Source organism: Trichocoleus sp. AS-A1, assembly GCF_039962015.1.
In the GTDB taxonomy this organism is placed as follows: domain Bacteria; phylum Cyanobacteriota; class Cyanobacteriia; order Cyanobacteriales; family FACHB-T130; genus FACHB-T130.
In genome coordinates, this window is record NZ_JAMPKG010000003.1 from 18797 (window position 1) to 44734 (window position 25938).

At 47.4% G+C, this 25938-nt stretch carries 23 protein-coding genes and 1 pseudogene; 14 read left to right on the forward strand and 10 right to left on the reverse strand.

Features of this window, described 5'->3' with window-relative positions; all coding sequences use genetic code 11:
• Positions 1–98 precede the first annotated feature (98 nt).
• From tmpT to NC994_RS03400, 6 genes are all read left to right on the forward strand, one after another.
• A complete protein-coding gene (gene tmpT, locus NC994_RS03375) occupies positions 99–737 on the forward strand; it encodes a thiopurine S-methyltransferase (RefSeq protein ID WP_190434526.1) in 639 nt (212 codons plus the stop codon).
• 14 nt (positions 738–751) lie between these two features.
• Positions 752–1555: a sulfite exporter TauE/SafE family protein gene (locus tag NC994_RS03380; RefSeq protein ID WP_190434243.1), complete on the forward strand. Its 804-nt coding sequence runs from the start codon at positions 752–754 to the stop codon at positions 1553–1555.
• Between the two features lie 104 nt (positions 1556–1659).
• On the forward strand, positions 1660–2634 hold the full coding sequence (locus tag NC994_RS03385; protein WP_190434245.1) for an aldo/keto reductase: 975 nt from the start codon (positions 1660–1662) through the stop codon (positions 2632–2634).
• A gap of 310 nt (positions 2635–2944) precedes the next feature.
• Positions 2945–4957, forward strand: coding sequence for a methyl-accepting chemotaxis protein (locus tag NC994_RS03390; protein WP_190434248.1), 2013 nt, complete (start codon positions 2945–2947; stop codon positions 4955–4957).
• A 426-nt stretch (positions 4958–5383) separates the two neighbouring features.
• Positions 5384–5881 carry a cupin domain-containing protein gene (locus tag NC994_RS03395; RefSeq protein ID WP_190434250.1) on the forward strand — a complete coding sequence of 166 codons (498 nt, stop codon included), beginning with the start codon at positions 5384–5386 and terminating at the stop codon, positions 5879–5881.
• 152 nt (positions 5882–6033) lie between these two features.
• Positions 6034–6552 carry a DUF1993 domain-containing protein gene (locus tag NC994_RS03400; protein ID WP_190434252.1) on the forward strand — a complete coding sequence of 173 codons (519 nt, stop codon included), beginning with the start codon at positions 6034–6036 and terminating at the stop codon, positions 6550–6552.
• 400 nt (positions 6553–6952) lie between these two features.
• Here NC994_RS03400 and katG read toward each other — a convergent pair whose 3' ends face one another.
• Positions 6953–9181 (reverse strand): catalase/peroxidase HPI, encoded by a 2229-nt coding sequence (gene katG / locus NC994_RS03405; protein ID WP_190434254.1) that lies wholly within the window; start codon positions 9179–9181, stop codon positions 6953–6955.
• Between the two features lie 535 nt (positions 9182–9716).
• On the opposite strand from katG, the gene NC994_RS03410 reads away from it, so the two are divergent.
• The 4 genes from NC994_RS03410 (at position 9717) to NC994_RS03425 (ending at position 14956) form a co-directional block, all read left to right on the forward strand.
• Entirely contained in the window at positions 9717–10070 is a 354-nt protein-coding gene (locus tag NC994_RS03410) for a DOPA 4,5-dioxygenase family protein (RefSeq protein ID WP_190434257.1), read from the forward strand.
• A gap of 508 nt (positions 10071–10578) precedes the next feature.
• Complete coding sequence (locus tag NC994_RS03415) at positions 10579–12474, forward strand: potassium transporter TrkA (protein ID WP_190434258.1); 1896 nt, start codon at positions 10579–10581, stop codon at positions 12472–12474.
• A 26-nt stretch (positions 12475–12500) separates the two neighbouring features.
• Complete coding sequence (locus tag NC994_RS03420) at positions 12501–13118, forward strand: DNA-3-methyladenine glycosylase (RefSeq protein ID WP_190434260.1); 618 nt, start codon at positions 12501–12503, stop codon at positions 13116–13118.
• Positions 13119–13537: 419 nt separating this feature from the next.
• A complete protein-coding gene (locus tag NC994_RS03425) occupies positions 13538–14956 on the forward strand; it encodes a Shedu immune nuclease family protein (protein WP_190434262.1) in 1419 nt (472 codons plus the stop codon).
• Between the two features lie 68 nt (positions 14957–15024).
• Here the strand turns inward: NC994_RS03425 and NC994_RS03430 are convergent, their stop codons facing one another.
• The 3 genes from NC994_RS03430 to NC994_RS03440 all read right to left on the reverse strand — a co-directional run bounded on the left by NC994_RS03430 (position 15025) and on the right by NC994_RS03440 (position 17564).
• Positions 15025–15177, reverse strand: coding sequence for a hypothetical protein (locus tag NC994_RS03430; RefSeq protein WP_190434263.1), 153 nt, complete (start codon positions 15175–15177; stop codon positions 15025–15027).
• Position 15178: 1 nt separating this feature from the next.
• On the reverse strand, positions 15179–16543 hold the full coding sequence (locus NC994_RS03435) for an aminotransferase class V-fold PLP-dependent enzyme (RefSeq protein ID WP_190434265.1): 1365 nt from the start codon (positions 16541–16543) through the stop codon (positions 15179–15181).
• A gap of 124 nt (positions 16544–16667) precedes the next feature.
• A complete protein-coding gene (locus tag NC994_RS03440; RefSeq protein ID WP_190434267.1) occupies positions 16668–17564 on the reverse strand; it encodes a pirin family protein in 897 nt (298 codons plus the stop codon).
• Positions 17565–17784: 220 nt separating this feature from the next.
• On the opposite strand from NC994_RS03440, the gene NC994_RS03445 reads away from it, so the two are divergent.
• Positions 17785–18984 carry an FAD-dependent monooxygenase gene (locus NC994_RS03445; protein ID WP_190434269.1) on the forward strand — a complete coding sequence of 400 codons (1200 nt, stop codon included), beginning with the start codon at positions 17785–17787 and terminating at the stop codon, positions 18982–18984.
• Here NC994_RS03445 and NC994_RS03450 read toward each other — a convergent pair.
• Positions 18973–19173, reverse strand: coding sequence for a hypothetical protein (locus NC994_RS03450; protein WP_190434271.1), 201 nt, complete (start codon positions 19171–19173; stop codon positions 18973–18975). The genes NC994_RS03445 and NC994_RS03450 overlap by 12 nt on opposite strands.
• On the reverse strand, positions 19174–20079 hold the full coding sequence (locus tag NC994_RS03455) for a LysR family transcriptional regulator (protein ID WP_190434273.1): 906 nt from the start codon (positions 20077–20079) through the stop codon (positions 19174–19176).
• A 140-nt stretch (positions 20080–20219) separates the two neighbouring features.
• Here NC994_RS03455 and NC994_RS03460 point away from each other — a divergent pair, with 140 nt between their 5' ends.
• Entirely contained in the window at positions 20220–20582 is a 363-nt protein-coding gene (locus NC994_RS03460; protein ID WP_190412393.1) for a SnoaL-like domain-containing protein, read from the forward strand.
• A gap of 35 nt (positions 20583–20617) precedes the next feature.
• Here the strand turns inward: NC994_RS03460 and NC994_RS03465 are convergent, their stop codons facing one another.
• The 4 genes from NC994_RS03465 to NC994_RS03480 all read right to left on the reverse strand — a co-directional run bounded on the left by NC994_RS03465 (position 20618) and on the right by NC994_RS03480 (position 23700).
• On the reverse strand, positions 20618–21157 hold the full coding sequence (locus tag NC994_RS03465) for an inorganic diphosphatase (RefSeq protein ID WP_190434274.1): 540 nt from the start codon (positions 21155–21157) through the stop codon (positions 20618–20620).
• Positions 21158–21580: 423 nt separating this feature from the next.
• On the reverse strand, positions 21581–22297 hold the full coding sequence (locus NC994_RS03470; protein WP_190412391.1) for a carbonic anhydrase: 717 nt from the start codon (positions 22295–22297) through the stop codon (positions 21581–21583).
• A 115-nt stretch (positions 22298–22412) separates the two neighbouring features.
• The gene (locus NC994_RS03475) at positions 22413–22724 is read right to left on the reverse strand and encodes a P-II family nitrogen regulator (protein ID WP_190412390.1); all 312 of its coding nucleotides are present in this window, start codon (positions 22722–22724) and stop codon (positions 22413–22415) included.
• Between the two features lie 4 nt (positions 22725–22728).
• Positions 22729–23700 (reverse strand): sodium-dependent bicarbonate transport family permease, encoded by a 972-nt coding sequence (locus NC994_RS03480; protein WP_190412389.1) that lies wholly within the window; start codon positions 23698–23700, stop codon positions 22729–22731.
• Positions 23701–23920: 220 nt separating this feature from the next.
• On the opposite strand from NC994_RS03480, the pseudogene NC994_RS03485 reads away from it, so the two are divergent.
• Together NC994_RS03485 and NC994_RS03490 are read left to right on the forward strand one after the other, a co-directional pair.
• Positions 23921–24103 (forward strand): annotated as a pseudogene (locus NC994_RS03485) (hypothetical protein); the annotation flags it as partial.
• Between the two features lie 695 nt (positions 24104–24798).
• Positions 24799–25905, forward strand: a complete 1107-nt coding sequence (locus NC994_RS03490) for a HAMP domain-containing sensor histidine kinase (protein ID WP_242032520.1) — start codon at positions 24799–24801, stop codon at positions 25903–25905.
• Positions 25906–25938 lie beyond the last annotated feature (33 nt).

Sequence of the window (25938 nt, forward strand, 5' to 3'; positions counted from 1 at the left end):
TTGAAGTTGTATCGTATATTCAAACACAAATAAGCACAAGGCTGACGGAATTCAGTTTGTGGCAAGTGATGGATACCTTGAGCAATGAAGGCGTTGATATGGAAGCAAGTTTTTGGCAGCAAAAATGGGAAGCGGGAGATATTGGTTTTCACCAAAGTGAGGCAAACCCATTCCTCGTCGAACATTTTGAAAAATTAAATGTGGCGAAGGGCAGTCGTGTATTTCTACCGTTGTGTGGCAAGACGCGCGATCTTGCATGGTTGCTTAATTGTGGTCATCGAGTGATTGGTGCAGAGTTAAGCGAACTCGCAATTAACGAATTGTTTAACGACCTGGGAGTCAAGCCAAAAATCTCCAGAGTTGGTAAATTAACCCACTACTCCGCCAAGGATATCGACATCTTTGTTGGCGATATTTTTGATGTGTCTGCTGAAGTTCTTGGGCCGGTTGACGCGGTATATGACCGCGCAGCGTTGGTTGCAATGCCTGAAAATAGGCGTCATCAATATACGTCACACTTGATGGAAATCACCCACGCGGCACCGCAGTTGCTGATTTCTTACGAATACAATCAACAACTCATGGATGGCCCTCCATTCTCAGTCGGTGAAGCAGAAGTAAAACACCATTATGCGTCTGCTTATCAATTGAACTCTGTTGAAAGCAGGGAAATCACTGGTGGATTAAAGGGAAAAGTTGCAGCAATTGAGAGGATTTGGTTGCTCAAAAGATTCTAAAAAGTTAGGTTGATATGCTGAGTATTGAATGGATGTTGTTGTACATCTTGTTGGGTTTCTTTGTCGGTTTTATGGCAGGCTTACTGGGGGTTGGTGGCGGTGGAATACTCGTTCCCCTGCTAGTATCCATTTTTAGTAACCACGGTATCAGTGCAGATAACGTCGTTCATTTGGCGTTAGGAACAACATTGGCTTGCACGATCATTTCTTCAATCGCAAGTATTCGCGCCCATGCTGCTCAAGGAACTGTATTGTGGAAGGTGGTTTACGGGATGGCACCCGGCATTGTGGTGGGTGCCTTTCTGATTACCCGCATCGCCGCCAAGGTCAACTCAGCTTACATCGCTATATTCTTTGCGCTGTTTATGGCTCTGGTCGCGGGTCAGATGTTTCTAAATTGGCGACCAAAAGCTAGCCGAAAGCCGACTAAGTTACGTGGCTTATTGCTAGCGGGAACAGGCATTGGATCGGTATCCGCTCTTGCTGCGGTGGGGGGTGGTTTTTTAACAATCACTTACCTCAGCTATCAGAATATGGAGATGAAAAAGGCGATTGGTACTTCATCTGCAATTGGATTTCCCATTGCGATCGCAGGTACTGTTGGGTACATGATGAGTGGCTGGTCTCAAACGTTGAGCCTTCCCTATACGATTGGCTTTATCTATGTGCCAGCTTTTTTGGTAATCGCGATCGCAAGTTCGATTGCGGCTCCCTATGGTGCTCGCTACTCTCATCGTTTACCTGAGACTCATTTGAAGAAGATATTCGCCGTTCTCTCGCTCATTCTGAGTATAAAGATGCTTTTCTCAGTTGTTTAGTGTTGACCTAAAAGTGTGTTCCTAATTAGTGGGCAGATGCTGTGACCGCCAGTAGGATGGGGACAGAGTGACCTGTTCATCGCTCCACCTAGCTCTAGACGCTGATGCATACCTACACGCTGTCGGGCACTGATTTGAGAGTTTCGCGAGTTGCCTATGGCTGCATGAATATTGGCGGCACTTGGGATGATACACCGCTTTCTACAGATGTGAGGGAAAGTGCATATCGGGCTATTCAGGCAGCTCTGGAAACAGACATTACCCTGTTTGACCATGCAGATATTTACACGCGGGGCAAGTCAGAGCAGGTGTTTGGTGATGTGCTCAAAGCCTCGCCAGGTTTGCGTGAGCAAATTGTGCTTCAGTCGAAGTGCGGTATTCGTTTCGCGGGAGATCCTCAGCCAAGCGACCCCCAGCGCTACGACTTTAGCTATGAGCACATCGTCGCGTCAGTGGAAGGCAGTTTGCAAAGACTGCAAACCGACTACCTCGATATTCTGCTGCTGCATCGCCCCGATCCGCTGGTAGAAACCGAGGAAGTCGCGCGAGCCTTTGATGCCTTGCAGACATCGGGCAAGGTGCGCCACTTCGGGGTCAGTAATCATACAGCGGGGCAGATTGAGCTATTGCAAAAGAGCGTGGGGCAACCGCTGCTGATCAATCAGGTGGAGCTAAGCCTGTTGCACTCGTATTTGATTGACGAGGGCATTGTTGCAAACATGTCTGGCGTCAGCTCGGCCTTGGCAACCGGAACGCTGGACTACTGCCGCAGCCACAACATCTTGATACAGGCCTGGGCACCGCTGGCAGGTGGCAAGCTTTTCAAACCCAAGGCAGAGGCAGATTCGGCGTTGAGCAAGATGGCTCCGCTGGTGGGTCAGTTGGCTGAAGCAAAGCAGACAAGTCGTGAGGCCATTGTTCTTGCTTGGCTGTTGCGCCATCCTGCGGGCATTCAACCGATTGTGGGGTCAACTAAGCCAGAACGGATTGCAGCGTGCGCTTTAGCCGATGAAGTCGCTTTGACGCGGGAAGAGTGGTACTCGTTGTTTACAGCAGCGAGGGGTGGGCGGGTTCCCTAAACAGGGGTGGAGCCGATGCTCTCGGCGGGAATTGCGATCGCACGCTGAGCAGCGGAGCACTCCTCATGCTGCATGTCCGCCCTCTATTATGCAATGCCTATCTTCGCGACGACGGTGAGGCATAGGCGACCTTCTAATATTTGAGTTAATTTTGACCGCTTCACAAAATAATTTACAGTCTCAGGTGCCGCTTACTCAGTATTAGCACAACTCTCAGTATTATTTCAAATTGTAAGGATTTTTACTAAGTTTAGATAGTTTGTGGGCAGCTTAATTAAGCTGAAACATAACTGTTAACTTAAAACTATAAATGTTTGACTTTCATTCTCCTACAAAACAAGGCTCTCAGAGTCAAAAATCCTTATCTTCTCAAGCTAAAACGAAAAAATCACTTGCTCGTCGAACACTTATTCAAATTGCGTTTAGTGTTACGGCTGTTATTGTTGGCTCAACAGCGATTAGCTACTTTCAGATTGTTTCTACTCTCAAGTCGCAGACGTTAGACCAACTCAAGAGTCATGTAATAGAGCGAGGTCAACGAGAACAAAGTATCTTTTTAATGGCAGAAGATAACCATGCCATCTTTAAGGAGGAGTGGCTACGACGCTTGGAAAATACTGATAGCGAAGGCGTGAAAGCTCGCTTCGATCAGCTATTTGTGCGTTTTCCCGATGGGGCAACCCGCAATCGCCCCAACTTGTTCGATGGCAAACGGCAAGCAGGCGTGTTCATTGATAAGCCAGTTCTAATCAATGATGACATTCGCCGTCGCGTAGTAACGTCCTACGATTTAATCAATGCCTATGGTCCACCCTGGCATAATCGCTTTCCGGATCTCTACCTGAATATGCCAGAGAATATTGCTGTTATTTACTGGCCTGATTATCCAACATGGGCACAGGATGCCCCCGTTGGCTTTGACTTATCCAAGGAAGAATATGTGTGGGTTGGTGACCAGAAGCACAATCCAGCCAGAGAAACGGTTTGGTCGGGGGCTCAAATCGATGGGGTTGCTAAAATCTGGATTCTTTCTTGTGTAACGCCTATCTACTCTAATGACAGAATCATCGGTACTCTTGGACAGGATGTATTACTGAATGATTTATTTAAGCGAACGATCGAGGAGCACATTGAAGGCGGTTATAACCTAATTTTTCGAAAAGATGGTCGCCTGATCGCTCATCCGCAATTGATGGAGCAAATTCAGCAACAAAAAGGTGAGTTTAAAATTCTTGAATCAGGAGACACTCAGCTAAAACGTATTTTTGAGGCGGTCACAAATAAAGCAACCGATCAAGTCGTCATCGATAATCCGAACGAGAGCAATTACTTAGCTGTCACTACGCTACAGGGACCTGATTGGTACTTTGTTACCGTTTTACCCAAAGCAATTTTGGCTGAAAAAGCGATCTCGCTAGCTCGCTTTACGTTGTTTCTAGGCTTTGGCTCCCTCATGATTGTTGTAGCAATTGTGTTTTGGGTTTTACGTCGGCGCATTGCAACTCCTTTAGAAGAAATCACTGTTGCAACGAATCGAATTGCCAATGGAGAGTTTCAGGTGGTTCTTGATGACAGCAGCCAAGATGAGTTAGGTCGGTTAGCACAGGCATTCAACACAATGATCCGAGAGGTCGCCGCTAAAACGACAGAATTGGAGGCTAAAACGACAGAATTGGAGGCTAAAACGACAGAATTACAGAGAAACCTGGAGCAGCAGGCTATTTCGGTCAATCAGACGACTGCCACAATGGATGAGTTAAATACCTCTTCTCGGCAAGCGGCTGAACAAGCTGAAGCGGCTGCAACTGGAGCGCGCCAAGTTCTCATATTGATTGATGATAGTGAGCAAAAGAACGGTTCTGGAACTGCTTCTAGCTTAAAAGCGAAGGTCGAACAAATTGGAGAACAAATCTTACACTTTAGAGATCAAACGACTCAAATCAATGCGATTTCTAACTTAGTTAGTGATTTAGCTAACCAAACGAACATGTTGGCACTCAATGCGGCGGTCGAAGCAGTTCGGGCAGGCGAAAACGGTAGGGGCTTTGCTGTTGTGGCTGCTGAGATTCGAAAACTAGCGGATAGAAGCCGTAAATCGGCTGAACAGATTAGTGAACTGGTAGCCAGTATTCAAAAAGCGACGAAAGCTACTGTGGCAGTATCCGATGAAGGCCGTAAAACCGTGGAAGAGATCGTAGATGCAGTCAATACGATTACAGTGAATAGTCAGCAAATCTCTCTAACGGCTAAACAACAGTCGAGCGGAATTCAGCAAGTTGTCAGTGCGATGAATGCTTTGAGTCAAGCTGCAAACCGTGGATAGTCCCAATTAATCCCAATGGAGTGAGCATTTCCAGGCCAGTATTGAATCTGGTGAAGCTTTAGGGAGAACTCCGATTGGAGAAGTTACTGTGGCGTATTTGGAGGTGAATAGCCCTGCTCAAGTAGTAGCACGACAACTATGGATTCGTTTGGGTTTGTTCCATAACTACGCGGTACAACAACGCCCATGCACCCGCCGAACATCAAAATTGATTAGTTGGAATCACAAAGTTATCTGTATCGGCTCAACTGTACCGTTATGCTGCTGAGTCTTCGGTAAAGAGGCAACCAAAGGGCTATCTGTCGATGTTCAGGATTGAATTATTTTGAGGTTTCGGTAGGGCGGCAGGTGTTGGGTGTCTGCGGAGCGGTTTAGGCTTTATTGTGGTGCTCAGACCCTTTACCAACTTGATCGGAGGACATCAACGTGACTGATGAACAACATTCCCTGCTGAAAGCATCAGACATCAATTCAATGGATGCGTTTGAGTTTCATCATCCGCTTAACCCCAATTCAGAAATTTATTTACGGTTCCTTGGGCGTGCTGCCGGTCTTAAACGCATTGGTGTAACAATAGCTCGTGTACCATCAGGCAAGGAATCCTTCATTTTCCACGCTCACCAAAATGAAGAAGAATGGGTTTACATTTTGTCGGGTCGAGGTATTGCGGAAATTGGAGATGTGGAGTACGAAGTCGAACCAGGAGACTTCATGGGCTTTGGGCTACCTCAACAACCCCATCATCTTCGTAATCCATTCGATGAAGACCTTGTATATCTGATAGGTGGAGAAGCAGGACGCTTAGATGTTGGCGTTTTTCCTCGGCTTGGTAAACGAGTGATTAGGGATGATGAGTCCGCCTACATATTTGATGAGTCAGCGCTTCAACTTTTTTGGAGCAGCAAGCAATCTACTGAGGATTGATATCTGTTGGAGCGATCGCGGCATAACAACCCTAGTGCAGCGGCCACTTGTGGAGTTAAATAAAGTGTTGGCAACCGCTGACCAAGAGCGTTAGGCTGAAATTTGTTCTAAGTACAGCTAGGGTTCATAGAAAAGACTTGAGGGATCACAAAATGCAAAGCCAGAATATAGATTTAATCCGAACCCTCTTTCAAAGCCGCTTAGCGACTCTTGAGCATCTCTTGAAGTCAGCTCAGACTCATTTTTGTGATGACGAGTCGTTTCTTCAAAAGCGCATTGCAGCTGATATGTTTCCCTTCGGTACACAGATTGCTTTCACCTGCAATCAACCACGCAACTTTGCTCTCTGGTGTGATGGCAAACCTGCGAATAATCTAGATCCAGACGTCATAGCTCTCACACAGGCATACGAACACATAGCAAACACTAAGGAACTTCTTTTGGGTGTTAACGCTGAAGATGCAAAGCTAGCTGAGGTGACGCGCATTAACTTGAGTCAGGACCTCTACGTCGAGTTATCTGGTAATGCCTACGTGAATGAATTTTTAATTCCAAACTTTTACTTCCATATGGTCACAGCTTACGATATTCTTCGCATGACTGGTGTACCAATTGGAAAACGAGATTACATGCTGCACTTGGTGCCATTAATCAGAAAGAATGAGGCCTAACTATTTAAATGCAGCGGACGGTCAAGAGTCACTCGCTCTAAATTCGGGATTATTGCCGCCACTGATTTGAGCTGTTATGCTTCGGAACCAGCAGCGACGTACATCAAGAGGTTAAATCTACTCTGTATGCAACTCCACGCAATGCTGTGAACAGCCGTTGTGTATTCGATTTTCTGGGTGTTCTAGGTTATGCTAACGCTCGTACAATTGGGCACCAACAAGAACCCAATTGCAGATTTTTAAGCAGCTTTGGCATCAGGGCCTAAAAATGAGAGCGGCACTTCAACTTGACTTGAAACGCCGCTCTCATTTTCGTCTGTGGCTTTTACCCACGTTTAAAATTGCCGCATATTAGCGTAGCCTCGACCTCTGAGCAGCTGATGATCGGTTGAATTTACGCTTAGAAACCCCTAGCAGAGCTTTTCGCTAAGACTGAGCGAAGGTCATAGCGATCGCGGTTCATCACCTTGTCCCACGCTGCTACAAAGTCATTCACAAACTTCTGCTGCGAGTCCACACATCCGTAGACTTCTGCAAGGGCGCGGAGCTGAGAGTTTGAGCCGAAGATCAGGTCAACACGGGTCGCAGTCCACTTCAGGTCGCCTGTTTTGCGATCGCTCCCCTCGAACTCATACTCATCTTCAGAGGTCGCCTTCCACGTCGTACCCAGGTCGAGCAGGTTCACGAAGAAGTCATTGGTCAACGTCTCTGGGCGATGGGTAAAGACGCCGTGCTTAGACCCTCTATAGTTCGCACCCAAAACGCGCAAGCCGCCCAGGAGAGCCGTCATTTGAGGGGCTGACAGGGACAGCAATTGCGCCCGATCGACCAGCAACTCCTCAAGCGATTCGCTATGTTTGCCGCTCGTGTAGTTGCGGAACCCGTCCGCCGTCGGCTCAAGTGGAGCGAAGGATTCTACATCCGTTTTCTCTTGCGATGCATCCGTGCGTCCCGGTGTAAAGGGAACCGTCACGTCATGACCGGCATTTTTCGCCGCTTGCTCAATGCCCGCGCATCCGCCCAGAACGATCAAGTCAGCGAGCGAAACCCGCTTTCCGCCAGACTGCGAGCTGTTGAACTCCTGTTGAATTCCCTCTAGGGTTTGCAGCACCGTTGCCAGTTGGGCTGGCTGGTTGACTTCCCAATCCTTCTGCGGCGCAAGACGAATGCGCGCCCCATTCGCGCCACCGCGCATATCGGAGCAGCGGAAGGTCACTGCCGACGCCCAAGCGGTCGAAACCAGTTGGGAGACAGACAGCCCCGAAGCTAAAATCTTGGCTTTGAGAGCGGCTATGTCTTGCTCGTCAATCAATTCATGATCGACTGCGGGGATGGGATCTTGCCACAAGAACTCTTCCTGAGGAACCTCCGGGCCGAGATACCGCGATCGCGGTCCCATGTCGCGGTGCGTCAGCTTGAACCACGCCTTGGCAAACTGCTCTGCGAACTCATCCGGGTTGTCGTGGTAACGCTTCGCAATCTGGTTGTAGATGGGGTCCATCTTCATGGACATGTCCGCCGTGGTCATCATGGGGGCGTGCCGTTTCGACGGATCGTGTGCGTCGGGCACCGTACCCGCACCAGCATCGCCCTTAGGCTTCCATTGCCACGCGCCAGCGGGACTCTTCGTCAGCTCCCAGTCATATTTGAACAGGGTTTCAAGATAGCTGTTGTCCCACTGCGTCGGCGTGGGGGTCCATGCGCCTTCGATACCGCTGGTGATCGCATCGACACCGACACCCGTGTTGAAGGCGTTCTTCCAGCCGAGGCCCTGATCGATAATGGTGGCACCCCCAGGATCGGCACCTACGTGCGTCGCCTCGCCCGCACCGTGACATTTGCCAAAGGTATGTCCACCGGCGGTGAGCGCGACCGTTTCTGCATCGTTCATCGCCATCCGAGCAAAGGTCTCGCGAATATCGCGCCCTGAGCCGATCGGATCGGGTTCGCCGTCTGGTCCTTCCGGGTTGACGTAGATTAGGCCCATCTGAACAGCGCCGAGGGGATTCAGGAGGACGCGATCGCCTTCGTAACGCTCATTGCCGAGCCAAGCTTTCTCAGAACCCCAGTAGATGTCTTCTTCTGGCTGCCAGACATCCACGCGCCCACCAGCAAAGCCCAACGTTTTGAAGCCCATCGATTCCAAGGCGCAATTGCCTGCGAAGATCATCAGGTCAGCCCACGAAATTTTCTTGCCGTATTTCTGCTTGATGGGCCAAAGCAACATGCGCGCCTTGTCGAGGTTGGCATTGTCAGGCCAACTGTTGAGGGGTTCAAACCGCTGGCTACCCGAACCCGCGCCGCCGCGACCATCGCCAATCCGATATGTGCCGGCGCTGTGCCAAGCCATCCGGATGAAGAGCGGCCCATAATGACCGTAGTCGGCTGGCCACCAGTCCTGGGAGGTGGTCATCAGCTCGTAGATATCTGCCCTCAAGGCAGCTAAGTCAAGACTCTTGAATTCCTCAGCGTAGTTGAATTCCTCACCCATAGGATTGGCCTGGGGTGTGTGCTGGTGGAGGATGCTCAGATTCAAATAATTCGGCCACCAGTCTCGGTGTGACGGCCTATGACGAGGCTGAGATTTCTGACCGCCGCCCGTAAACGGGCATCCGCTTCCGCTGCTCATACTATTTTCCTATCAAGATGTGTGGGTCGATTTTTTGATGTACTGCGGGTATTGCCAACAAATAGCACATAGTAATTACTCGAATAATCGATGAACAAATAATTGAAGAGAAATATAATCAACGTTATGATTTGAAACAATGAATTTGTGATTTGCAACAATTAGTGAGTTACCAATAAACCAAGAGTGCGATCGCGTTAGCGAAGTGGGGCGTAGTCCAGCGCTGCTGCATTCGCCCTACAGCCCTCCCTTGCCTCCTACAGCAGGCGTTACCGAAGGCTAGTGCAGATCGCAACTCTATTAGGTTTGTTAAGTCACTACCACAGCGTACTCATTGCGATCGCACTGATTGTTCATTATGGAATTGGATCAAACTTTGCCGTAGGTTGAGTTTCCTTCTGTCAACCCAACCTACGGCAAGGGGCGATCGCACTAGACGGACAAGAGTGTCAGTTATGATGCAAGTATTGCCTGCCACAGAGGAATATCTACCGTTACGATTAGTTGACGCCTAGATAAAGTGGAGCTAAGCGCTATGAAAAATACTGCCCAGATTACGGGTTTTCATGCTCATATCTACTTCGATACCTCCAGTCGTGATGCGGCGGCGCGTGTACGTGAAGGATTGGGCGCGTCTTTTGAAGTGCATCTGGGGCGTTGGCATGACAAGCCCATTGGTCCACACCCAAAGGCAATGTATCAAGTTGCATTCTTACCAGAGCAATTTGGCAAGGTTGTCCCCTGGTTAATGCTCAATCGTGAGGGATTGGATATTCTCGTCCACCCCTCAACAGGCGATGATGTGGGAGACCACACCGATCGTTCTCTGTGGTTGGGAGAGAAGCTAGAGCTGAATATCGAGATCCTAAGGGCGATTGGAATCCGCTAATAATTAGACAGCTAGTGGCGATCGCAGTTATCTATCTCCCCTAATAAGGGTGTTATGGGGCGATCGCACTCCTATTCACAAAGTGAAGGCTATCCCCATTTTCACACCTCTCTCCCAGTTCGACACTTAAACTGAGAGCGATCGCCCAGCATCTGATCGTGTACTAGAAGTTGGTTTCCGTAGGCAATTAGCTTGCTTCATTTGTGAGTTGTGACGGTACACTAAACTATCTATTTTGTCTTCGAGCGACAGTAACTCCTCATAATATTCCTAGGTTTCATCCGGTCAATAATTGATTCTTTGCAACGTGCGATCGCTTCTACTAAAAAGGTAAGCAGCTCAGCCCTTCGTAACAAACTTTCAAAAAATAGCTGTAGTGCCAGTAAATCTGGGAATACTTATATAGATTACCGAAAGGTACTAGGGAACCTGAAATTCATCCAAAATTAGGAGTTCCGCTCCCTCACCTAAAACTATTTGCCATCGCAGCAAGGAAACTTCTATTAAGATGAGTAAAATTACGCTTTCAGAGCGCGTGCGCTACGGGTTCGATAATTTCATGGCTAGAGGTACTGTTGCTCTGATTGGCGGATTAGCCTTGACCTCTCTAGCCTTTATCTTTTTAATGGGGTTCTTGGTCAGCATCACCGGAGTTGCGCCGGAAGGAAGCGATCGCCTTCATCCTCTAGAAGCGATTTGGAGCGTTTTCATGCGGACTCTAGACTCAGGCGCAATGGGCGGCGATACAGGCTGGCTATTTCGGTTTGCGATGCTCTTTGTCACCTTTGGCGGTATCTTCATCATCAGTACCCTAATCGGCATTCTCAGTAGCGGCATTGATACGAAGCTAGAAGACTTACGGAAAGGACGTTCCCGTGTCGTTGAAACCGATCACATTGTAATTTTGGGTTGGTCGCTGCAAGTATTTACCCTCATCTCAGAACTCACCCTTGCTAATGCCAATCGACCCGGTACTTGCATTGTCATTCTCAGTGAAGAGGACAAAGTACAGATGGAAGATACCCTTTCTAATATCTTGGGTAAACGTTCCAAAATTCGCTTAGTTTGTCGCACGGGTAGTCCCAGCAATATTACTGATTTAGGGATGGTTAACGTCCAAACGGCACGCTCAATCGTGATTATAAGCTCATCCAATGCCCATGCTGATATTCAACTCGTAAAAACGCTGCTGGCGATTACCAGTATTCCACGCGGCGTACCCCAGCCTTATCACATCGTTGCTCAAGTTCAAGACCCCAAGAGTTCCGACGTTGTTAGTCTAATCGGACGCAACGACATAGAGGTTTTACTGACGAACGATCTCATCTCGCGGATCGTCGTGCAAACCTGTCGTCAATCAGGCTTGTCAACGGTTTACATGGAGCTACTTGACTTTAGCGGGAATGAAATTTATATCAAAGCAGAACCAACTTTACAAGGAAAAACCTACGGCGATGCGCTTTTAGCCTACAACGATTCTGCGGTACTGGGAATTAAACACGCTGATGAGACGATCCAGCTTAATCCACCGATCGACAGGTCGTTACAACCCAACGAACAACTTGTTTTGATTAGCGAAGATGACAGTACCATTCATCTGTCTCAACTATCTAATATCCCTATCGATCGTCAAGCGATTCAAGTTAAAGAGAAAAATGCGATCGCTGCCGCAGAAAACACCTTAATTTTGGGATGGAATGACCGCATTTCTACCATTATTCAACTACTCGATCGTTACGTTGCTCCCGGCTCCACCGTTACAGTCGTTGCTGAGTTTCCAGAGGCTGAGGTCGTATCAACTGAATCGCTCAACTTACAACAACAGACTGTGCGGTATTCTCAGGGAAATCCTACCGAGCGTCAGGTATTAGAAAGCCTCGACTTAACTAAATACAACCATGTTCTCGTACTCTGCAATACTGACTTAGAACCAGAGCAAGCGGATGCTCAAATCTTGATTACATTGCTTTATCTGCGGGATATTGCCGATCGCTATAAGTGCAATTTTCAGGTTGTCACGGAAATTTTAGATTTGCGAAATCAAGCCTTGGCACAAGTAGCTCGCCCGGATGATTTTGTCATCAGCGAGCAAATTGTTAGTCGGCTGCTGGCTCAAGTTTCCGAACAGAAAAGCCTCAATGCTGTGTTTGCCGATCTCTTTAGTCCTGAAGGCTCAGAAATTTATCTTAAGCCTGTCGGTGAGTATGTTGCGCTCGATCATCCCGTTAATTTTTACACAGTTGTTGAAGCCGCCAAGCAACGTGGTGAATCCGCAATTGGCTATCGTTGCAAAGCGGATGCTAATAATTCAGGTAGAGCTTATGGGGTGACGATCAATCCCAAAAAAGATCAACTGATTACGTTTGCCCCGCAAGATACGATCGTTCTATTAGCGGAAAACTAAATTTCAGTTTCAATCTTTTTGTATTAATGTACGCGATCGCCATTGACTATCTTAAGGATTCCGACCCTATCCTGGGACGACTCATTGACCAAATTGGTGCGTGTCAACTGAACCAGTACGAACTGGAGGGAGACTTGTTCTTTTGCCTATCCCGGTCAATTCTCCACCAACAACTTTCTACCAAGGTGGCTAAAGTCATCCACCAAAGGTTTCTCCAGCTTTACCCAGACACTCTGTTTCCTTCAGCGCAAGATGTCCTCGACACGCCAGATGAAGTCCTTCGCGGTGTGGGGATTTCGCGCCCCAAAATCTCTTATATCAAAGATTTGGCACGTCACGCGCTTGATGGATTGCCCACGCTTGAGGAGTTGGAAGTCATGGATGATGAAGCGATTATCAAGAGTCTGACGCGGGTTAAAGGTATCGGACGCTGGAGTGTGCAGATGCTCCTGATTTTCCGTCTCAAGCGGTGGGATGTTTTGCCTGTGGATGACTTGGGTGTACGTGCAGGTATTCGGAAACTCTATAATCTTGAGGCACTTCCTGAGCGCAAGACTACGGAACGTTTCGGACAAAAGTGGAAGCCTTATTGCAGTATTGCCTCATGGTATTTGTGGCGTAGTTTGGAACTAAAGCTAGTTTGATGACTTGGGTGTACGTGCAGGTATTCGGAAACTCTACAATCTTGAGGCACTTCCTGACCGCAAGACTACAGAACGTTTCGGACAAAAGTGGAAGCCTTATTGCAGTATTGCCTCATGGTATTTGTGGCGTAGTTTGGAACTAAAGCCAGTTTGAGGACTGCTGCGAAAAGGGGGGGAGATGTTTCCGACAGATCCCGACTTCTTTGTTGAAACCCTGATGCGCTGGATAAATTTGATTCAGAAGTCGGGGATCTTGGTTGATTGCTTCATGCCTCTCGTAGGCTAAGGGGCATACAATAAGGGTCAAACCTACTACAGGTTCGCGTCATTACAGATCGTGAGCCAGATTTGCTTCTATAGAGTTTAGATTGAAGGATAAGGGCAATCTGATATCTTTGAAAAGCAAGGAGAGCTTTGCAATGGCTATTTGGCGTCTTTATATAACTGGTCTTCAAGTTCTATGTACTGACAATGATGGATGGCCAGTTACGCAGGTTGTCAATTTAACTACAGATATTCAGGAGAACAACATTATTCGGCTTTATAGAACTGCACCAAGACGTGCTAAGGAGCAACTCCCTGATCTTTGCGATCTCGTTGTAAATCGTATTGAGCGGATAGACAAACAAACAGAAAAGGATTATGGATATCCTGAGTATGATCACATTGAACCTACTTACGAACTAAATTCGGATCAAATAAAATTTTTACAAGACTTAAAGAATGATATTTTAACGAAGCTTCTAAGAGATAGCGAACTAAAGAGTGTCGTTAACAGCTTTATGTCCTTTAGAGAAAAAATAACATTTATTTCTGAGGATATGGCATATATTCGTCACTACGATACAATAGTGCCTCATGAAGAAGCCATGAATATTGTCTCGGCACTTGAAAAATTTTACTCAAGAATAACTTCAACAGAACTTGAAATTTTAACACTAGAAAAAATCAAGCTGGCCCACAAGGAGATAAGTCTTGTTGGAATTTACAAATCGAATAGGATTTTGGATGTTAACAGTTTAATAGAGAAAAGAAATGTATATATTAAATCTAACTCTAATACAATAGGTAGCCTAGAAGTTAGCGAGGAGAAATTAAAGAATTTTCTCCAACTAAATCAGGAGACTGGTTTCGATTTGTTGTCTAAGCTTCTTAATTGGGCTATTCAATCTGAAGATGCTCCACAATTTATTGAAAGAATTGGAAATCTTGATATAGAAAAGCTACAAAAACTTAACGCCTCAATTGAAATAAGCAGTCTAAAAAATGTTTTGTCTGTTTGGGAAAATAATAAACAAAATTCCGAGGAAGAATTTTGGCAGTCTTACTTATCTGAAAATTCATTTGCCTTTTCACAAATTTTTTCTATTCCCATCATTGTCCTTAAAGACAAAGCCTATGTCGGAGGGAAAGGCATAGAAAATATTGGTGGAGGCATTCTAGATTATCTATATACCAACAAAATCACTAAAAATTTAGTATGTATTGAAATAAAAAATCCTCAAACCAAACTTTTAGCCTCTGAATATAGATCTGGCGTTTATAGTATATCCAAGGAAATATCTGGTGCCATTATCCAAGTTGCAAACTACAGAGACTCTCTCACCAAAGAATATTATGCACTTGTTAGAAAATCGAAACATGATTTTGAAGCCTTTAACCCACCCTGTATGGTGCTAGCAGGAAATATAGAAAAAGAACTTATAGATCCTGATAAAAGAAAATCATTCGAGTTATTCCGGAATGGGCTTAAAGATATTGAAATAATTACTTTTGACGAACTATTTACTAAGGTAAAAATGCTGATAGATCTTCTGGAGGGTAATACTCTGGGCTAACCCTTTAGAAGAGAGGCCATATCCGTGCGATCACCTTTGGTACGTTGTGCGCTCGCTTATACTAAAATTCAAACACCAGCATAGGTTGGAGTACCCCCATGTCCTTGGAAGAACTCCAAAAGCAGGTTCGCCAGTTGTCCGTGAGCGATCGCGTAACTTGGTTTTAGCTGTATGTAGGCTTTGGTGCAATCGCAATCCGCAATCATCAAGCGATCGCTCATCCTAAAATTCAGGAGAACAATATTTCCCAGCCACTCGCAGCATCGCTGCCAAACTTTTTTCTACATCAACATCCGTTGTTGCCCAAGACGAAACGCTAATTCGCATCGCCGTCTGCCCTTGCCAAACCGTACTGCCACACCAACAAGTCCCCTCAGCTTGAATATCGGCAATCGCTCGATGCGTCGTTTCTGCATCCCCAAAGGACACTAAGACTTGATTCAACACCACATCGTTGAGAATGGGATAACCAGCCGCATTCAACTCCTTGGCAAAGTGTCTGGCATGGCAACAAGTCCGCTCAATTAAATCTGCCAAACCAGAACGCCCCAGCGATCGCAAAGCTGCCCACACCTCAACGCCACGCGCACGCCTCGATAATTCAGGAGTATAGTCTGACGGGTTGCGCTGCTCACTGACGGTGGGTAAATACTCCGCAGTAATCGCCATTGCCGCTTGCAACGCTTTAGCATCGCGAACAAACGCCAACCCGCTATCATACGGCACGTTCAACCACTTGTGAGCATCTGTCGCCCAAGAATCTGCCTCTTCCATACCAGCGGTGAGGTGCGCCAACGATGGAGCGGCGGCGGCCCAGAGTCCGAATGCGCCGTCTACATGCACCCACGCTCCCACTTCCTTGGCGCGATCGCAAATCTCTCCAACTGGATCGCACGCGCCTGTGTTCACATTTCCCACTTGGGTACAGATAATCGCAGGACGAGTCAGGGTGGGAATGGCATCCGGACGCATCCGCCCCTGTCCATCAACAGGCACTTTCACCACTCGGCTTCGACCTAATCCCAGCAATCCCAACGCTTTCAACAAGCTTGGGTGTACTTCCTCGCTGACGGCAACCGTAATCGGTGGCGCACCAAACAACCCGTCTGCTTCTACATTCCAACCCTCTCGTTCGAGTACGGCGTGGCGGGCAGCGGCTAATGCGGTAAAGTTAGCAACGGTTGCTCCCGTAACGAAAGCACCACCACACTCGGCGGGGAGATGCAGTACGTCGAGGAGCCAGCGCAGAGCTACCTGCTCCAGTAAGGCTGTAGCTGGAGTGATGCGATAGAGTCCACAATTTTGATCCCATGCTGCGGCTAACCAGTTGGCTGCTAAGGCAGCAGGCAAAGAACCACCTGTAACAAATCCGAAGAAGCGGGAACCTGCCTGTGCCACTGATGCGGGTGAGCCAATTTTATCGAGTAGTTGCAAGACGAGTTCAGGTTCGACAGGCTCATTAGGGAGGGGTTCATCAAACTGGATGAGATTAGCGATCGCTTCCTGGGTTGGCGCAACGTTCCGAGCGTCCAAGCCTTCAAGATAGCGAACAGCATATTCAGACGTTGTTTGCAAGAGTTCTCGCATATCCTCTTCCTTCCCTGCACGGGGCTAAACAATCCCGCATAAGCGAGCATAGCGCAGCGCTACTGGAATGATTTTTGGATGCAACAAGCTGCCGTCGCGCCTAAATAGGAATAAGCTGCTCCTTTTACATGGGTTGTTCAGGCAGCGAGAGGGGTTCTTCAGGCAGCGGGATAAACTCGGTTTCGTGTGGAACCCGCTCAAACCGTCCGTTCTTCCAGTCCACTTTCGCTTGCTCAATGCGATCAAGGCGGCTAGAAACAAAATTCCACCACTTATGTCGCTCACCGACAGGTTCACCACCCACCACAATGCAACGAGCGTCAGCTTTCGCACTAATGCTCACAGTCTGATTGGGATTCAGTACAATCATTCGTTGTGGCTCCAGCGGTTCGCCATCTATGCTCAGACCGTTTGTAACGCTGTAGACAGCTTGCTCACTATAGTCCGGAGGCAGCGTGAACTGGGTTCCACTCGGCAGTTGTACATCAAGGTAAATCATCGGCGAGAACGTTTGAACGGGTGATGTGCGACCATACGCCTGCCCTGCAATCAGTGTGATTTCGACACCCCCATCTTGCCAAGCGGGGATGTCAGTCGCTGGGTAGTGACGAAACCAAGGTTCGGTCTCCTCGTGTTCCTCTGGAAGTGCGAGCCACGTCTGGATACCGTGTAGCCGTCTTTCGCGACTCCGAACAGCATTGGGCGTTCGCTCCGAATGGACAATGCCACGACCCGCCGTCATCCAGTTCACTGCTCCGGGATGAATTTCTTGAACAACCTTGAGACTATCGCTATGGAGCAGCACCCCTTCAAACAAGTAAGTCAATGTTGCTAAATTGATATGCGGATGCGGTCGCACATCCATTCCTTGACCCGGTGCAAAGGTAGCTGGGCCGAGATGGTCGAAAAAGATGAATGGTCCAACCATCTGCCGAGTTGCGTGAGGCAAGATGCGCCGAGCCTCAAATCCGCCCAAATCTTTAACTTCGGGTTCAAGAACATCACCAATGCTGTTGGACATAGCAAAGATTACCCCGTAATTCTGACCAACGCCTGATTAATTTTCTAATCTTAGAGCTATATCAGCTTCTTCCTTCTGATTAGGGATACAGATTGTTGATTGCATCTTCTCTACAGCCTGGAGCTACTTACCTCAAATGGGTTATGCCACGCTATTACTAGGAGTTAGATGGCACAGATAACTTTGGTATTCTGAAGTCATTCAAAGCAGTTTTAAAGTGATGACTCAGGTTGTAATTGTCGGGGCAGGACCTGCTGGTGCAACGCTTGCACTGCTTCTCGTCAAACGTGGCATCGCCGTCAAACTGATTGAATCCTCCCGTAACTTCCGGAGAGTTTTTCGCGGTGAGGGACTGATGCCCAGTGGGCTAGATGCTCTAGAGCAGATGGGATTGTCGTCTGTGCTAGAGAGCATCCCTCATCGACCTTTAGATGCTTGGGAAGTTCTGATTGAGAATCGGTTTCTGTTTCGAGTTGATGAGCCAATCGAACCGGGTGGTAAGCCCTGCACCCTCGTTTCACAGCCAGCTTTCCTGGAAGCAGTAATTGACAAGGCAAACACTTATCCCAATTTTGAGTTTATCCCCGGCAGTCCTGTGCAAGATTTGCTGTGGAGCGAGCAACGGGTTTCGGGCGTGAAGCTGGGTGACGAGCGCTCTATTTCTGCGAATCTAGTCATAGGGGCAGATGGTCGGAATTCTGTTGTTCGGCAGCGAGCTAACTTGCCTCTAGAACAACAGTCCGGAAGCTTTGATATTCTTTGGTTTAAATTGGCTGATAGCGATCGCTTGGAATCCGAGAACGTATTTTATTCGATTGTGCGCGATCGCAATGCATTTGGGCTGTTTCGCTCTTCCGAGGGGAATCTTCAGATAGGCTGGGCACTCCATGAAGATGCCCCAATGGGCTGGAAGCAAGCCGATTGGCCTGATATTTTGGCAGAAGCCTCGCCCCCGTGGTTAGCCGAGCATATCCGGACTCATGCGGAAAGTATTGAGCGTCCTGTTCTGTTATCCGTTGTCGTCGGGCGTTGTCCGCGTTGGTATGCACCAGGCTTACTGTTACTGGGCGATGCCGTTCACCCAATGTCACCGATTCGCGCCCAAGGCATCAATATGGCTTTACGAGATGTAATTGTTGCAGCAAATCATCTGGTTCCCCTGTTGCGTGAGGAAGCAACAGATGCAGCAATTGATGCCATTTTCGCACAGATTCAAGCTGAGCGAGAGCCGGAGATTATTCGAGCGCAGCAGCTTCAAAGTCAGGAAGCGGCTCAGGCTGAGCTACTACGTAAAAGCGCACTGTTGCGTTGGGGGGCAAGTCAGTTAGCACCCCTGCTGGGCAAGCTTGTGAGGCACTCTTGGCTCGCTAGGCAGCGCCAGTTGCGCCAAGGGGTAACGCAGATACAGTTAACGGTGTGAAGTACCGCCGCCGGAGATTGGCTTGCCCAGCAGGGGCGCTGATTTCAGATCGGTTTCCACCAGTCGATTTACCGTTTCCAATCCCTCGCCGTCATACAGGATAAAGCAAGCGATCACTTTGACAACGCCAACATACAAAGCATAATGATAAATCGTCTCGCTACAAGCTTGACGACCATCATCAAACAACTATTCCAAAGGTGAGGTAGGTTGCCAACTCGGACCAGCCTTAAACTCATGTCGGAGAAAGTCAATAAAGCATTTTACCTTCGCCGATTGAAAGCGCCCTCGACGGTAAACGACCTGAATCGGTATTGGGTCAGGTTCGTATTCTTTCAGGATGACTTTGACCGATTGATTTTGGAGTTCATCAGTAAACGCCCATATGGGGGAGGTGCCAATGCCAATGTTTGCCAACACGGCTTCACGTAGCGCCATCGAGTTATTGACTTGTAGATTTCCACTCACTGTTACTGTCGTGCCTCGAAAATGCCATTCATTACCCGTAGACTGCCGGGTATAAACAATGCAGTTGTGGTGCAAAAGGTCGGCTGGTACTTGTGGCTCACCAAACTTCTCCAAATAGTCCGCCGATGCGACTGCGACAAATCGGTATGTGCCGAGTGGCTGTGAGATTAAGTTGGGATCGACAAATTTGCCAATTCTGATTGCTAAATCGATACCCTCTCCAACTAAATCGACAAAGTGGTCAGACATCGTCAGGTCAATCTTGATATCCCCATAGCGATCGAGAAATCGTTTCAGGCGAGGGAGTACCTGCATCTGCCCAAACGCAACCGAGCAATTGAGCCGCAATAGTCCAGAAGGGTTCTGCCGTTTTCCCACACTAGACTCGGCTTCAGAGAGTGCTTCGAGAACGGCTTGGCAACGCTCATAAAAGCGCATTCCCTCATCGGTCAAACTCACTTGGCGCGTCGATCGCAGCAGCAATTGCACGTCCAGATAGTCTTCCAGTGCAGCAATCTGTTTGCTAATCGTGGGTTGAGTGGTACCCATCTCTCTAGCAACGGCGGAGAAACTGCCTGTTTCTACGGTTCGCACAAAACTCTTGATGCAGGCGATCAGGTCTGACATGGGGATTGATTCTCAAACGGAATAAATCATATTCCATTTTGCAGTCTTCTCAAACCCGAAGGAATGAAACATGATTAATGTTGTGAGCCAAATCAAGTTTCTCACCTGACAACTCTGAGCTAACCAATAGAACAAAAATCATGATTACAGCAACAGACCTGAAAGCCAACTTTGAAGACATCAAGACCCTGGTTTTACAAGGGAAAGCGATGGAAGCCTTTGAGAAATACTATGGCGAGGATGTAGTGATGCAGGAAAATGAAACGCCTGCCACTGTGGGGAAAGCCGCCAATCGCGCTAGAGAACTGGACTTCTTTTCTAAAGTGACCGAATTTCGTGCAGCAGAACTGAAAGCGGTTGCTTATGGCGAAGACGTGATTATTTCTGAATGGTTTGTCGATTACACTCATTCTGAATGGGGCAACGTCACGCACGATCAAGTGTCTGTACAGAGATGGAAAAATGGCAAAGTAATCCACGAGCGTTTCTATTACGCCGCCTAAACTGCCTCAACGATTTTGATGAATCCGACAACTTGCTAGGACTCGCGAAAACGCTCCGCAGCCTCAATAACCAGTTGTCGGGCTTGCTCCGGTCCGAAGCGACCTTGTGGCTCGAACGTTTTGCCCTTAGCCGCGTTGTACGACACGAAAAAGTGTTCAATCTCGTGGATGAGGTTCTGATTCAGGTCGTCGAGCGTTTTCACGTCATGCTGGTTGCGGGAGTTGGCGGCAACAGCGAGCAAGCGGTCATTGCGATCAGTTTTCCCCTCCTCGGTTTGAAAAGCGCCAAAGCCGCCGATGAGCCGCGATGGGACAAGGCAGCCGACGAAGGCAGGCTCCTCCATCAATACCAGCACGTCGATAGCGTCGCCGTCGTCGGCTAGAGTCGAGGGCACGAAACCGAAGTCGTATGGGAAAAATGCGCCTGCTGCCAGTACGCCGCCCAACTTGTACAACCCGTACTTCTTGTCCCACTCAAATTTGTTACGGCTGCCCTTGGGCGTGTCAATGATGACGTTGAGCGTTTCGGCATCATCTGAGTCAAACGGAGGGAGGTGGAGAGGGTCGGTTGCCATAGTTTACTAGCACGTATCTATTTCTTGCTAGCGATAGCGAAGCGCTGCTGCGTTTGCCTTTGGCGTTGCCGAAGGCTAGCGCAGATCGCACTTATCATATCGCGATCAGTCATCTAGTTTTATGGAGCGTAGGACATAGAGTTCGACTGCATCTGCCCCTTGACCTATCCAAACTTGGATTGCAACTCCATCCGATTTGCTCAAAATTCAGCCTGCCAACCAACCTTAGGATGTAATTCTCGATCTACTTTACCCTGCGGAGTTTATCTACCAGGCTATGCAAACGCCCCTACCCATCTATTGCAACCATCATTTAGCAGAGAGAGTAGGGGCGAATTTATCTAGTCTCAGCGTTAGCAGAGCGAATGTTCGCAGCAGTGGAATCAGCATTGATGGAAATTCAGATGTCTGCTATACGCAATCCTAAATCAATGTGACTTTTCCGGTATCCAGATCGTAACGACCTCCGACAATTTTGAGCTTGTCATCTAGCAATCGTTCCGAAACGATCGTTGAATTTTGTTTTAATTTCTCAATTTGATACCGAACGTTTGCAACTACAGCGTTATCAACCGGATCGCCTGATTCATCTTTTGTCTTAGCGATCGCAGGTTTGATGGCTTTAACAAAAGAATTCATGCTTCCAGGGAGACGTTCCCCCTGGACTGCGGCAGTGACAGCACCACAGCGTTCGTGACCTAAAACCATAATCACAGGAGTACCGAGGATAGCGACAGCGTATTCCAAACTGCCAAGCACTTCTGGAGTCACAATATTTCCGGCAACCCGGATATCAAATAAGTCACCGAGTCCTTCGTCAAACAAAATTTCCGCAGATACCCGCGAATCCGCGCAGGTTAGCAGCGTTGCAAAAGGGTGTTGTGCTTGGGCAATTTCTTTAACCCGTGCCTCTGATTGATCGGGATGTTTAGCCTTGTGTTGCACAAACCGTTGATTGCCCTCCATCAACCGTTTTAGGGCGGCATCAGGGCTGGGAGGCTCAACGGTCGCTGCGATCGCTCGATTTGCTTGCACACCCCAGAATGCACTTCCTGTCACAGCAGCCATCAGTGCTATTCCGCCATTTCCCGTTAAATTCAAGAAATTGCGCCGCCCCATCAACCCATTGTTTTGATTCATCGCTATTGAAGAAGTAAAAGTTGCAGAATAAACGATTCAAAGTTCAAAGCCGAAGCTAGACTTTATTTTTGTTTTTTAGTTTCTTCAGATTTCACAGAAGATAGAAACAGCCACCTTACAACGAAGCAACGCATCTCGTCGAGCGAATTTCCATCGCATCAGAAATGTAACAGCTGCCTCCAAACTTGTTGAGGATTGGTCGAATAATTTCCACAGCACCTTTAAGTTTTTCTGGCGCACAAAATGCGATGACATAGACATTATCCAGCATCGTCATATCTAAATCTTCAGAACCGCCTCTAAGCCCCTGTCCGGCAACATTTCGGATGACTAGGTGCCCGGTTACACCTGATTTTTTTAAACTGTCTAAAATTTTGCCAAGTTCAACTGAATTTGCGATGACTTCTATTCGTTTAACTGAATGCATGATGTTATCTCCAAAGCATCTCAATGCCGTACAGATATACGGGAATTCCGACAATGATGTTGAAAGGAAACGTTACAGCTAGTGCGGTAGAAACGTACAAGCTAGGATTCGCTTCAGGAACCGTTAAACGCATAGCGGCGGGAACAGCAATATAAGAAGCACTTGCACAAAGTACCGCAAATAAGAGCGCGTCCCCCTTGGGCATTCCGATGAATTTTGCAATCAAAATTCCAATGCCTGCATTGAGGATTGGGATTAGTATTGCAAAAGAAATGAGAAAAACGCCCGTTTTTTGCAAGTCCTTAATCCTTCTAGCTGCAACCAACCCCATGTCGAGCAAAAAGAAGGTCAGGATACCGTAGAACAATCCCTGAGTAAAGGGTTCCAAAGTGTGCCAACCGCGTTCTCCAGTTAGGACTCCGATGATCAGGCTACCAACCAGCAGAAATACGGAGCTATTCAGGAAGGCTTCTTGCAACACTTCGGGCCAGGAAAAGTCCCGATCTCCCTGGCTGGGTGTGAATAGATTGACCAGAATCAGCCCGACGATGATAGCCGGAGATTCCATAAGCGCTAGGGCTGCAACCATATAACCATCATAATCAATCCCCAACTCGGTCAAAAAAGCTCCTGCCGTGATAAAAGTTACGGCACTGATGGAGCCATAAGTCGCGGCGATCGCTGCTGCATCGTAGATATCCAGCTTCAGCTTCAGGATAAAAAAGGTATAGATCGGGACGGCACACGCCATCAATACGGCTGCCAGCATGGTGAATATCACTTCCTGGGTTAAGCCGCTTTTAATCAGTTCTACTCCTCCCTTAAAGCCAATGGAAAATAGTAGATAAAGTGACAGTAACTTTGGGAAAGGAGCCGGAATTTCCAGATCCGATTTAACAAAAACTGCCACCATACCTAGAAAGAAGAATAGGATTGGTGGATTTAGGATATTAGAAACGATCAGGCTTGTATCCATATCTACTCCCCATCCTGGATAACCAAGAATTTGAAAAAGGTTTTAATCATGACTGAAGTGACACAGTGGTTCTACGCAACATCTGATGCGTAGAACCACTGTATGGCAATTGAGCCGCTAAAAAGATATAGGAAATTTTTATACTAAGTATAAATAAAACCTTTCTAACTACCGAAATCAGCCGGGAGATGGGTTTGACAAGAACTGAAGTCGCTACTGCAACAACAGCGCCGATTACGGGCGAATTGTAGTGAGAATGGCAGTACCTCCCCAGGAGATGGAGGCGTTGATGCCATTTCTCGATACGTTTAGGCTTAGCTATAGGGATGACAGCCAGAACTCAGGAATCTGTTTTTGGGCTAGGGCGATCGCTCGTATACCGATGACGACCCAGACGCATTAAAAATTGTCAACCCAATTGGTAAAGCGCTTTCATCCAGCCGTTTAGTGCAGTGAGGTGTTAAATCTCATCGTCAGGAAGAGAAACTGACATAATTTTCCCCTGAGAGAGATACACACTAAAGCGATCAGAAAATTGCATTACTGGTTTCTTTTGTCCATCAAGTTCCTCTTCATCAAGTAGCGGTTTGATTGACCAACGCTAGTTTTTAGAATACATTACCAAAAGTATCCGAATTAAAAGGACTTATTGACCAGACATATATGCCCGAATGCAGTGGTAGAAATCGGACTGTAGTAGTTAAAAATAATCCTTGAGCAGTTTTTTTCGCTTACCCTAAAGCTATTGGCAGATAATGTGGCTTCAAAATTATGTTTGCAGTCGGTTTACAGATAATGTGATTTGATTTGCAGCTATTGGGGTTTAGACTAACCTTTTATTTGCAATTTAATGTAGTTTCAGTTTTGTATTGGAAAGCGGTTTGAAGCGTTTGGGTTTGCAGTTCGCTACAATTATATCTTTCTGCTGCTTGTCCAAACTACTTACCATCTTTGGTAATTTAACCTTGTCTGCTACTTGACGGGGTATACAGAGGCATTGCAACTTCTGTTGCTTGCTGCCCGAACCTGCTCAAACTCAATCAAACCCACATCTTGGAAACTTTCCCTTACCTGCACGCATGCAGAGAATCAAGAACGATGTCTAATCAAGCGTCTGACCGTCTTAAGCAAAATGCTGAAAGAATTATGCATCTGTGGGAGGAGCGGGCGCGTGATGAAGTCAAAGCATCAATGCATCATGAGTCTCTTGTTTTACGAAATTCGCTACCTCTGTACTTAAACCAACTGGTAGATGAACTCTCAAACAGAATTGACAGGACACCTGCCCGAATCGCAGCCGACAAGGTAGAAAGCACTCGGATTGGCAAGAAGCATGGGCATGAGCGGGCCGGTTATGCCGACTACTCCATGACTCAACTCATTTTCGAGTACCACATCCTTCGTCAAGTCATCTTTCAAGTTTTAGAGGAAGAAGCACCTTTAGACGTGAGGGAACGAGACATTATTATCGACTCCATTGAGCAAGCCGTTAATGACGCTGCCACTCAATTCTCCGAGACGCTGCGAGATATTCAAGAGCTATTTATGGTGACGCTAACTCACGACCTCAGAGGCCCCCTTAATGTTGTAAAAATGGGAACTCAACTGACTCTGCGTCGGGTGGAACGAGGAGATAGCCACGTGGATATAGCCGCGAGGATGCTCAATGCAATCAATCGGCTGGATTCGATGATTCAAAATCTGCTTGATGCAAGTCGGCTGCGGACAGGGCAGAGTTTAAAGATTGAATTTGAAGAATGCGATTTAGAGGTGCTAGTTCAAGAGGTAGTAGAGGATTTGAGCTTCGCTTATGGAGATCGGTTTGTTGTGGTTTGTGATTCTGATATCAGGAGTTATTGCAGCCGTAAAGAAATACGGCGGGTGATTGAAAACTTAGCAGTTAACGCTGTGAAATATGGGGCGTCTGGCACGCCGATTACACTCACGCTTCAGCAAACTGAAACGCAGATCAGCCTTACTATCCATAATGAAGGCGATCCGATTAGCCTAGACGCTCAATCAATCCTATTTCAACAATTTCGTCGAACTATCTCTGCTGAGGAGCAAACGGGATGGGGACTAGGATTATTTTTGGTAAAGAGTATTACTGAAGCACATGAAGGGACGATTGAAGTTGAAAGCGCTGAAGGCAGGGGAACAAGCTTTATCATCAAGTTACCCAAAGTTCCCGATCAGGTGGCATAGTGGCTAAGGTTCTTCGCTGATTTTGGTGAAAAG

Coding starts and splice junctions, on each gene's coding strand:
- NC994_RS03425 (WP_190434262.1), top strand. CDS start 13,538: ATGGCTATTTGGCGTCTTTATATAACTGGTCTTCAAGTTCTATGTACT.
- NC994_RS03380 (WP_190434243.1), top strand. CDS start 752: ATGCTGAGTATTGAATGGATGTTGTTGTACATCTTGTTGGGTTTCTTT.
- tmpT (WP_190434526.1), top strand. CDS start 99: ATGGAAGCAAGTTTTTGGCAGCAAAAATGGGAAGCGGGAGATATTGGT.
- NC994_RS03410 (WP_190434257.1), top strand. CDS start 9,717: ATGAAAAATACTGCCCAGATTACGGGTTTTCATGCTCATATCTACTTC.
- NC994_RS03385 (WP_190434245.1), top strand. CDS start 1,660: ATGCATACCTACACGCTGTCGGGCACTGATTTGAGAGTTTCGCGAGTT.
- NC994_RS03465 (WP_190434274.1), bottom strand. CDS start 21,157: ATGGCAACCGACCCTCTCCACCTCCCTCCGTTTGACTCAGATGATGCC.
- NC994_RS03490 (WP_242032520.1), top strand. CDS start 24,799: ATGTCTAATCAAGCGTCTGACCGTCTTAAGCAAAATGCTGAAAGAATT.
- NC994_RS03480 (WP_190412389.1), bottom strand. CDS start 23,700: ATGGATACAAGCCTGATCGTTTCTAATATCCTAAATCCACCAATCCTA.
- NC994_RS03435 (WP_190434265.1), bottom strand. CDS start 16,543: ATGCGAGAACTCTTGCAAACAACGTCTGAATATGCTGTTCGCTATCTT.
- NC994_RS03415 (WP_190434258.1), top strand. CDS start 10,579: ATGAGTAAAATTACGCTTTCAGAGCGCGTGCGCTACGGGTTCGATAAT.
- NC994_RS03460 (WP_190412393.1), top strand. CDS start 20,220: ATGATTACAGCAACAGACCTGAAAGCCAACTTTGAAGACATCAAGACC.
- NC994_RS03455 (WP_190434273.1), bottom strand. CDS start 20,079: ATGTCAGACCTGATCGCCTGCATCAAGAGTTTTGTGCGAACCGTAGAA.
- NC994_RS03475 (WP_190412390.1), bottom strand. CDS start 22,724: ATGCATTCAGTTAAACGAATAGAAGTCATCGCAAATTCAGTTGAACTT.
- NC994_RS03390 (WP_190434248.1), top strand. CDS start 2,945: ATGTTTGACTTTCATTCTCCTACAAAACAAGGCTCTCAGAGTCAAAAA.
- NC994_RS03400 (WP_190434252.1), top strand. CDS start 6,034: ATGCAAAGCCAGAATATAGATTTAATCCGAACCCTCTTTCAAAGCCGC.
- NC994_RS03445 (WP_190434269.1), top strand. CDS start 17,785: ATGACTCAGGTTGTAATTGTCGGGGCAGGACCTGCTGGTGCAACGCTT.
- NC994_RS03420 (WP_190434260.1), top strand. CDS start 12,501: ATGTACGCGATCGCCATTGACTATCTTAAGGATTCCGACCCTATCCTG.
- katG (WP_190434254.1), bottom strand. CDS start 9,181: ATGAGCAGCGGAAGCGGATGCCCGTTTACGGGCGGCGGTCAGAAATCT.
- NC994_RS03470 (WP_190412391.1), bottom strand. CDS start 22,297: ATGAATCAAAACAATGGGTTGATGGGGCGGCGCAATTTCTTGAATTTA.
- NC994_RS03440 (WP_190434267.1), bottom strand. CDS start 17,564: ATGTCCAACAGCATTGGTGATGTTCTTGAACCCGAAGTTAAAGATTTG.
- NC994_RS03430 (WP_190434263.1), bottom strand. CDS start 15,177: ATGAGCGATCGCTTGATGATTGCGGATTGCGATTGCACCAAAGCCTAC.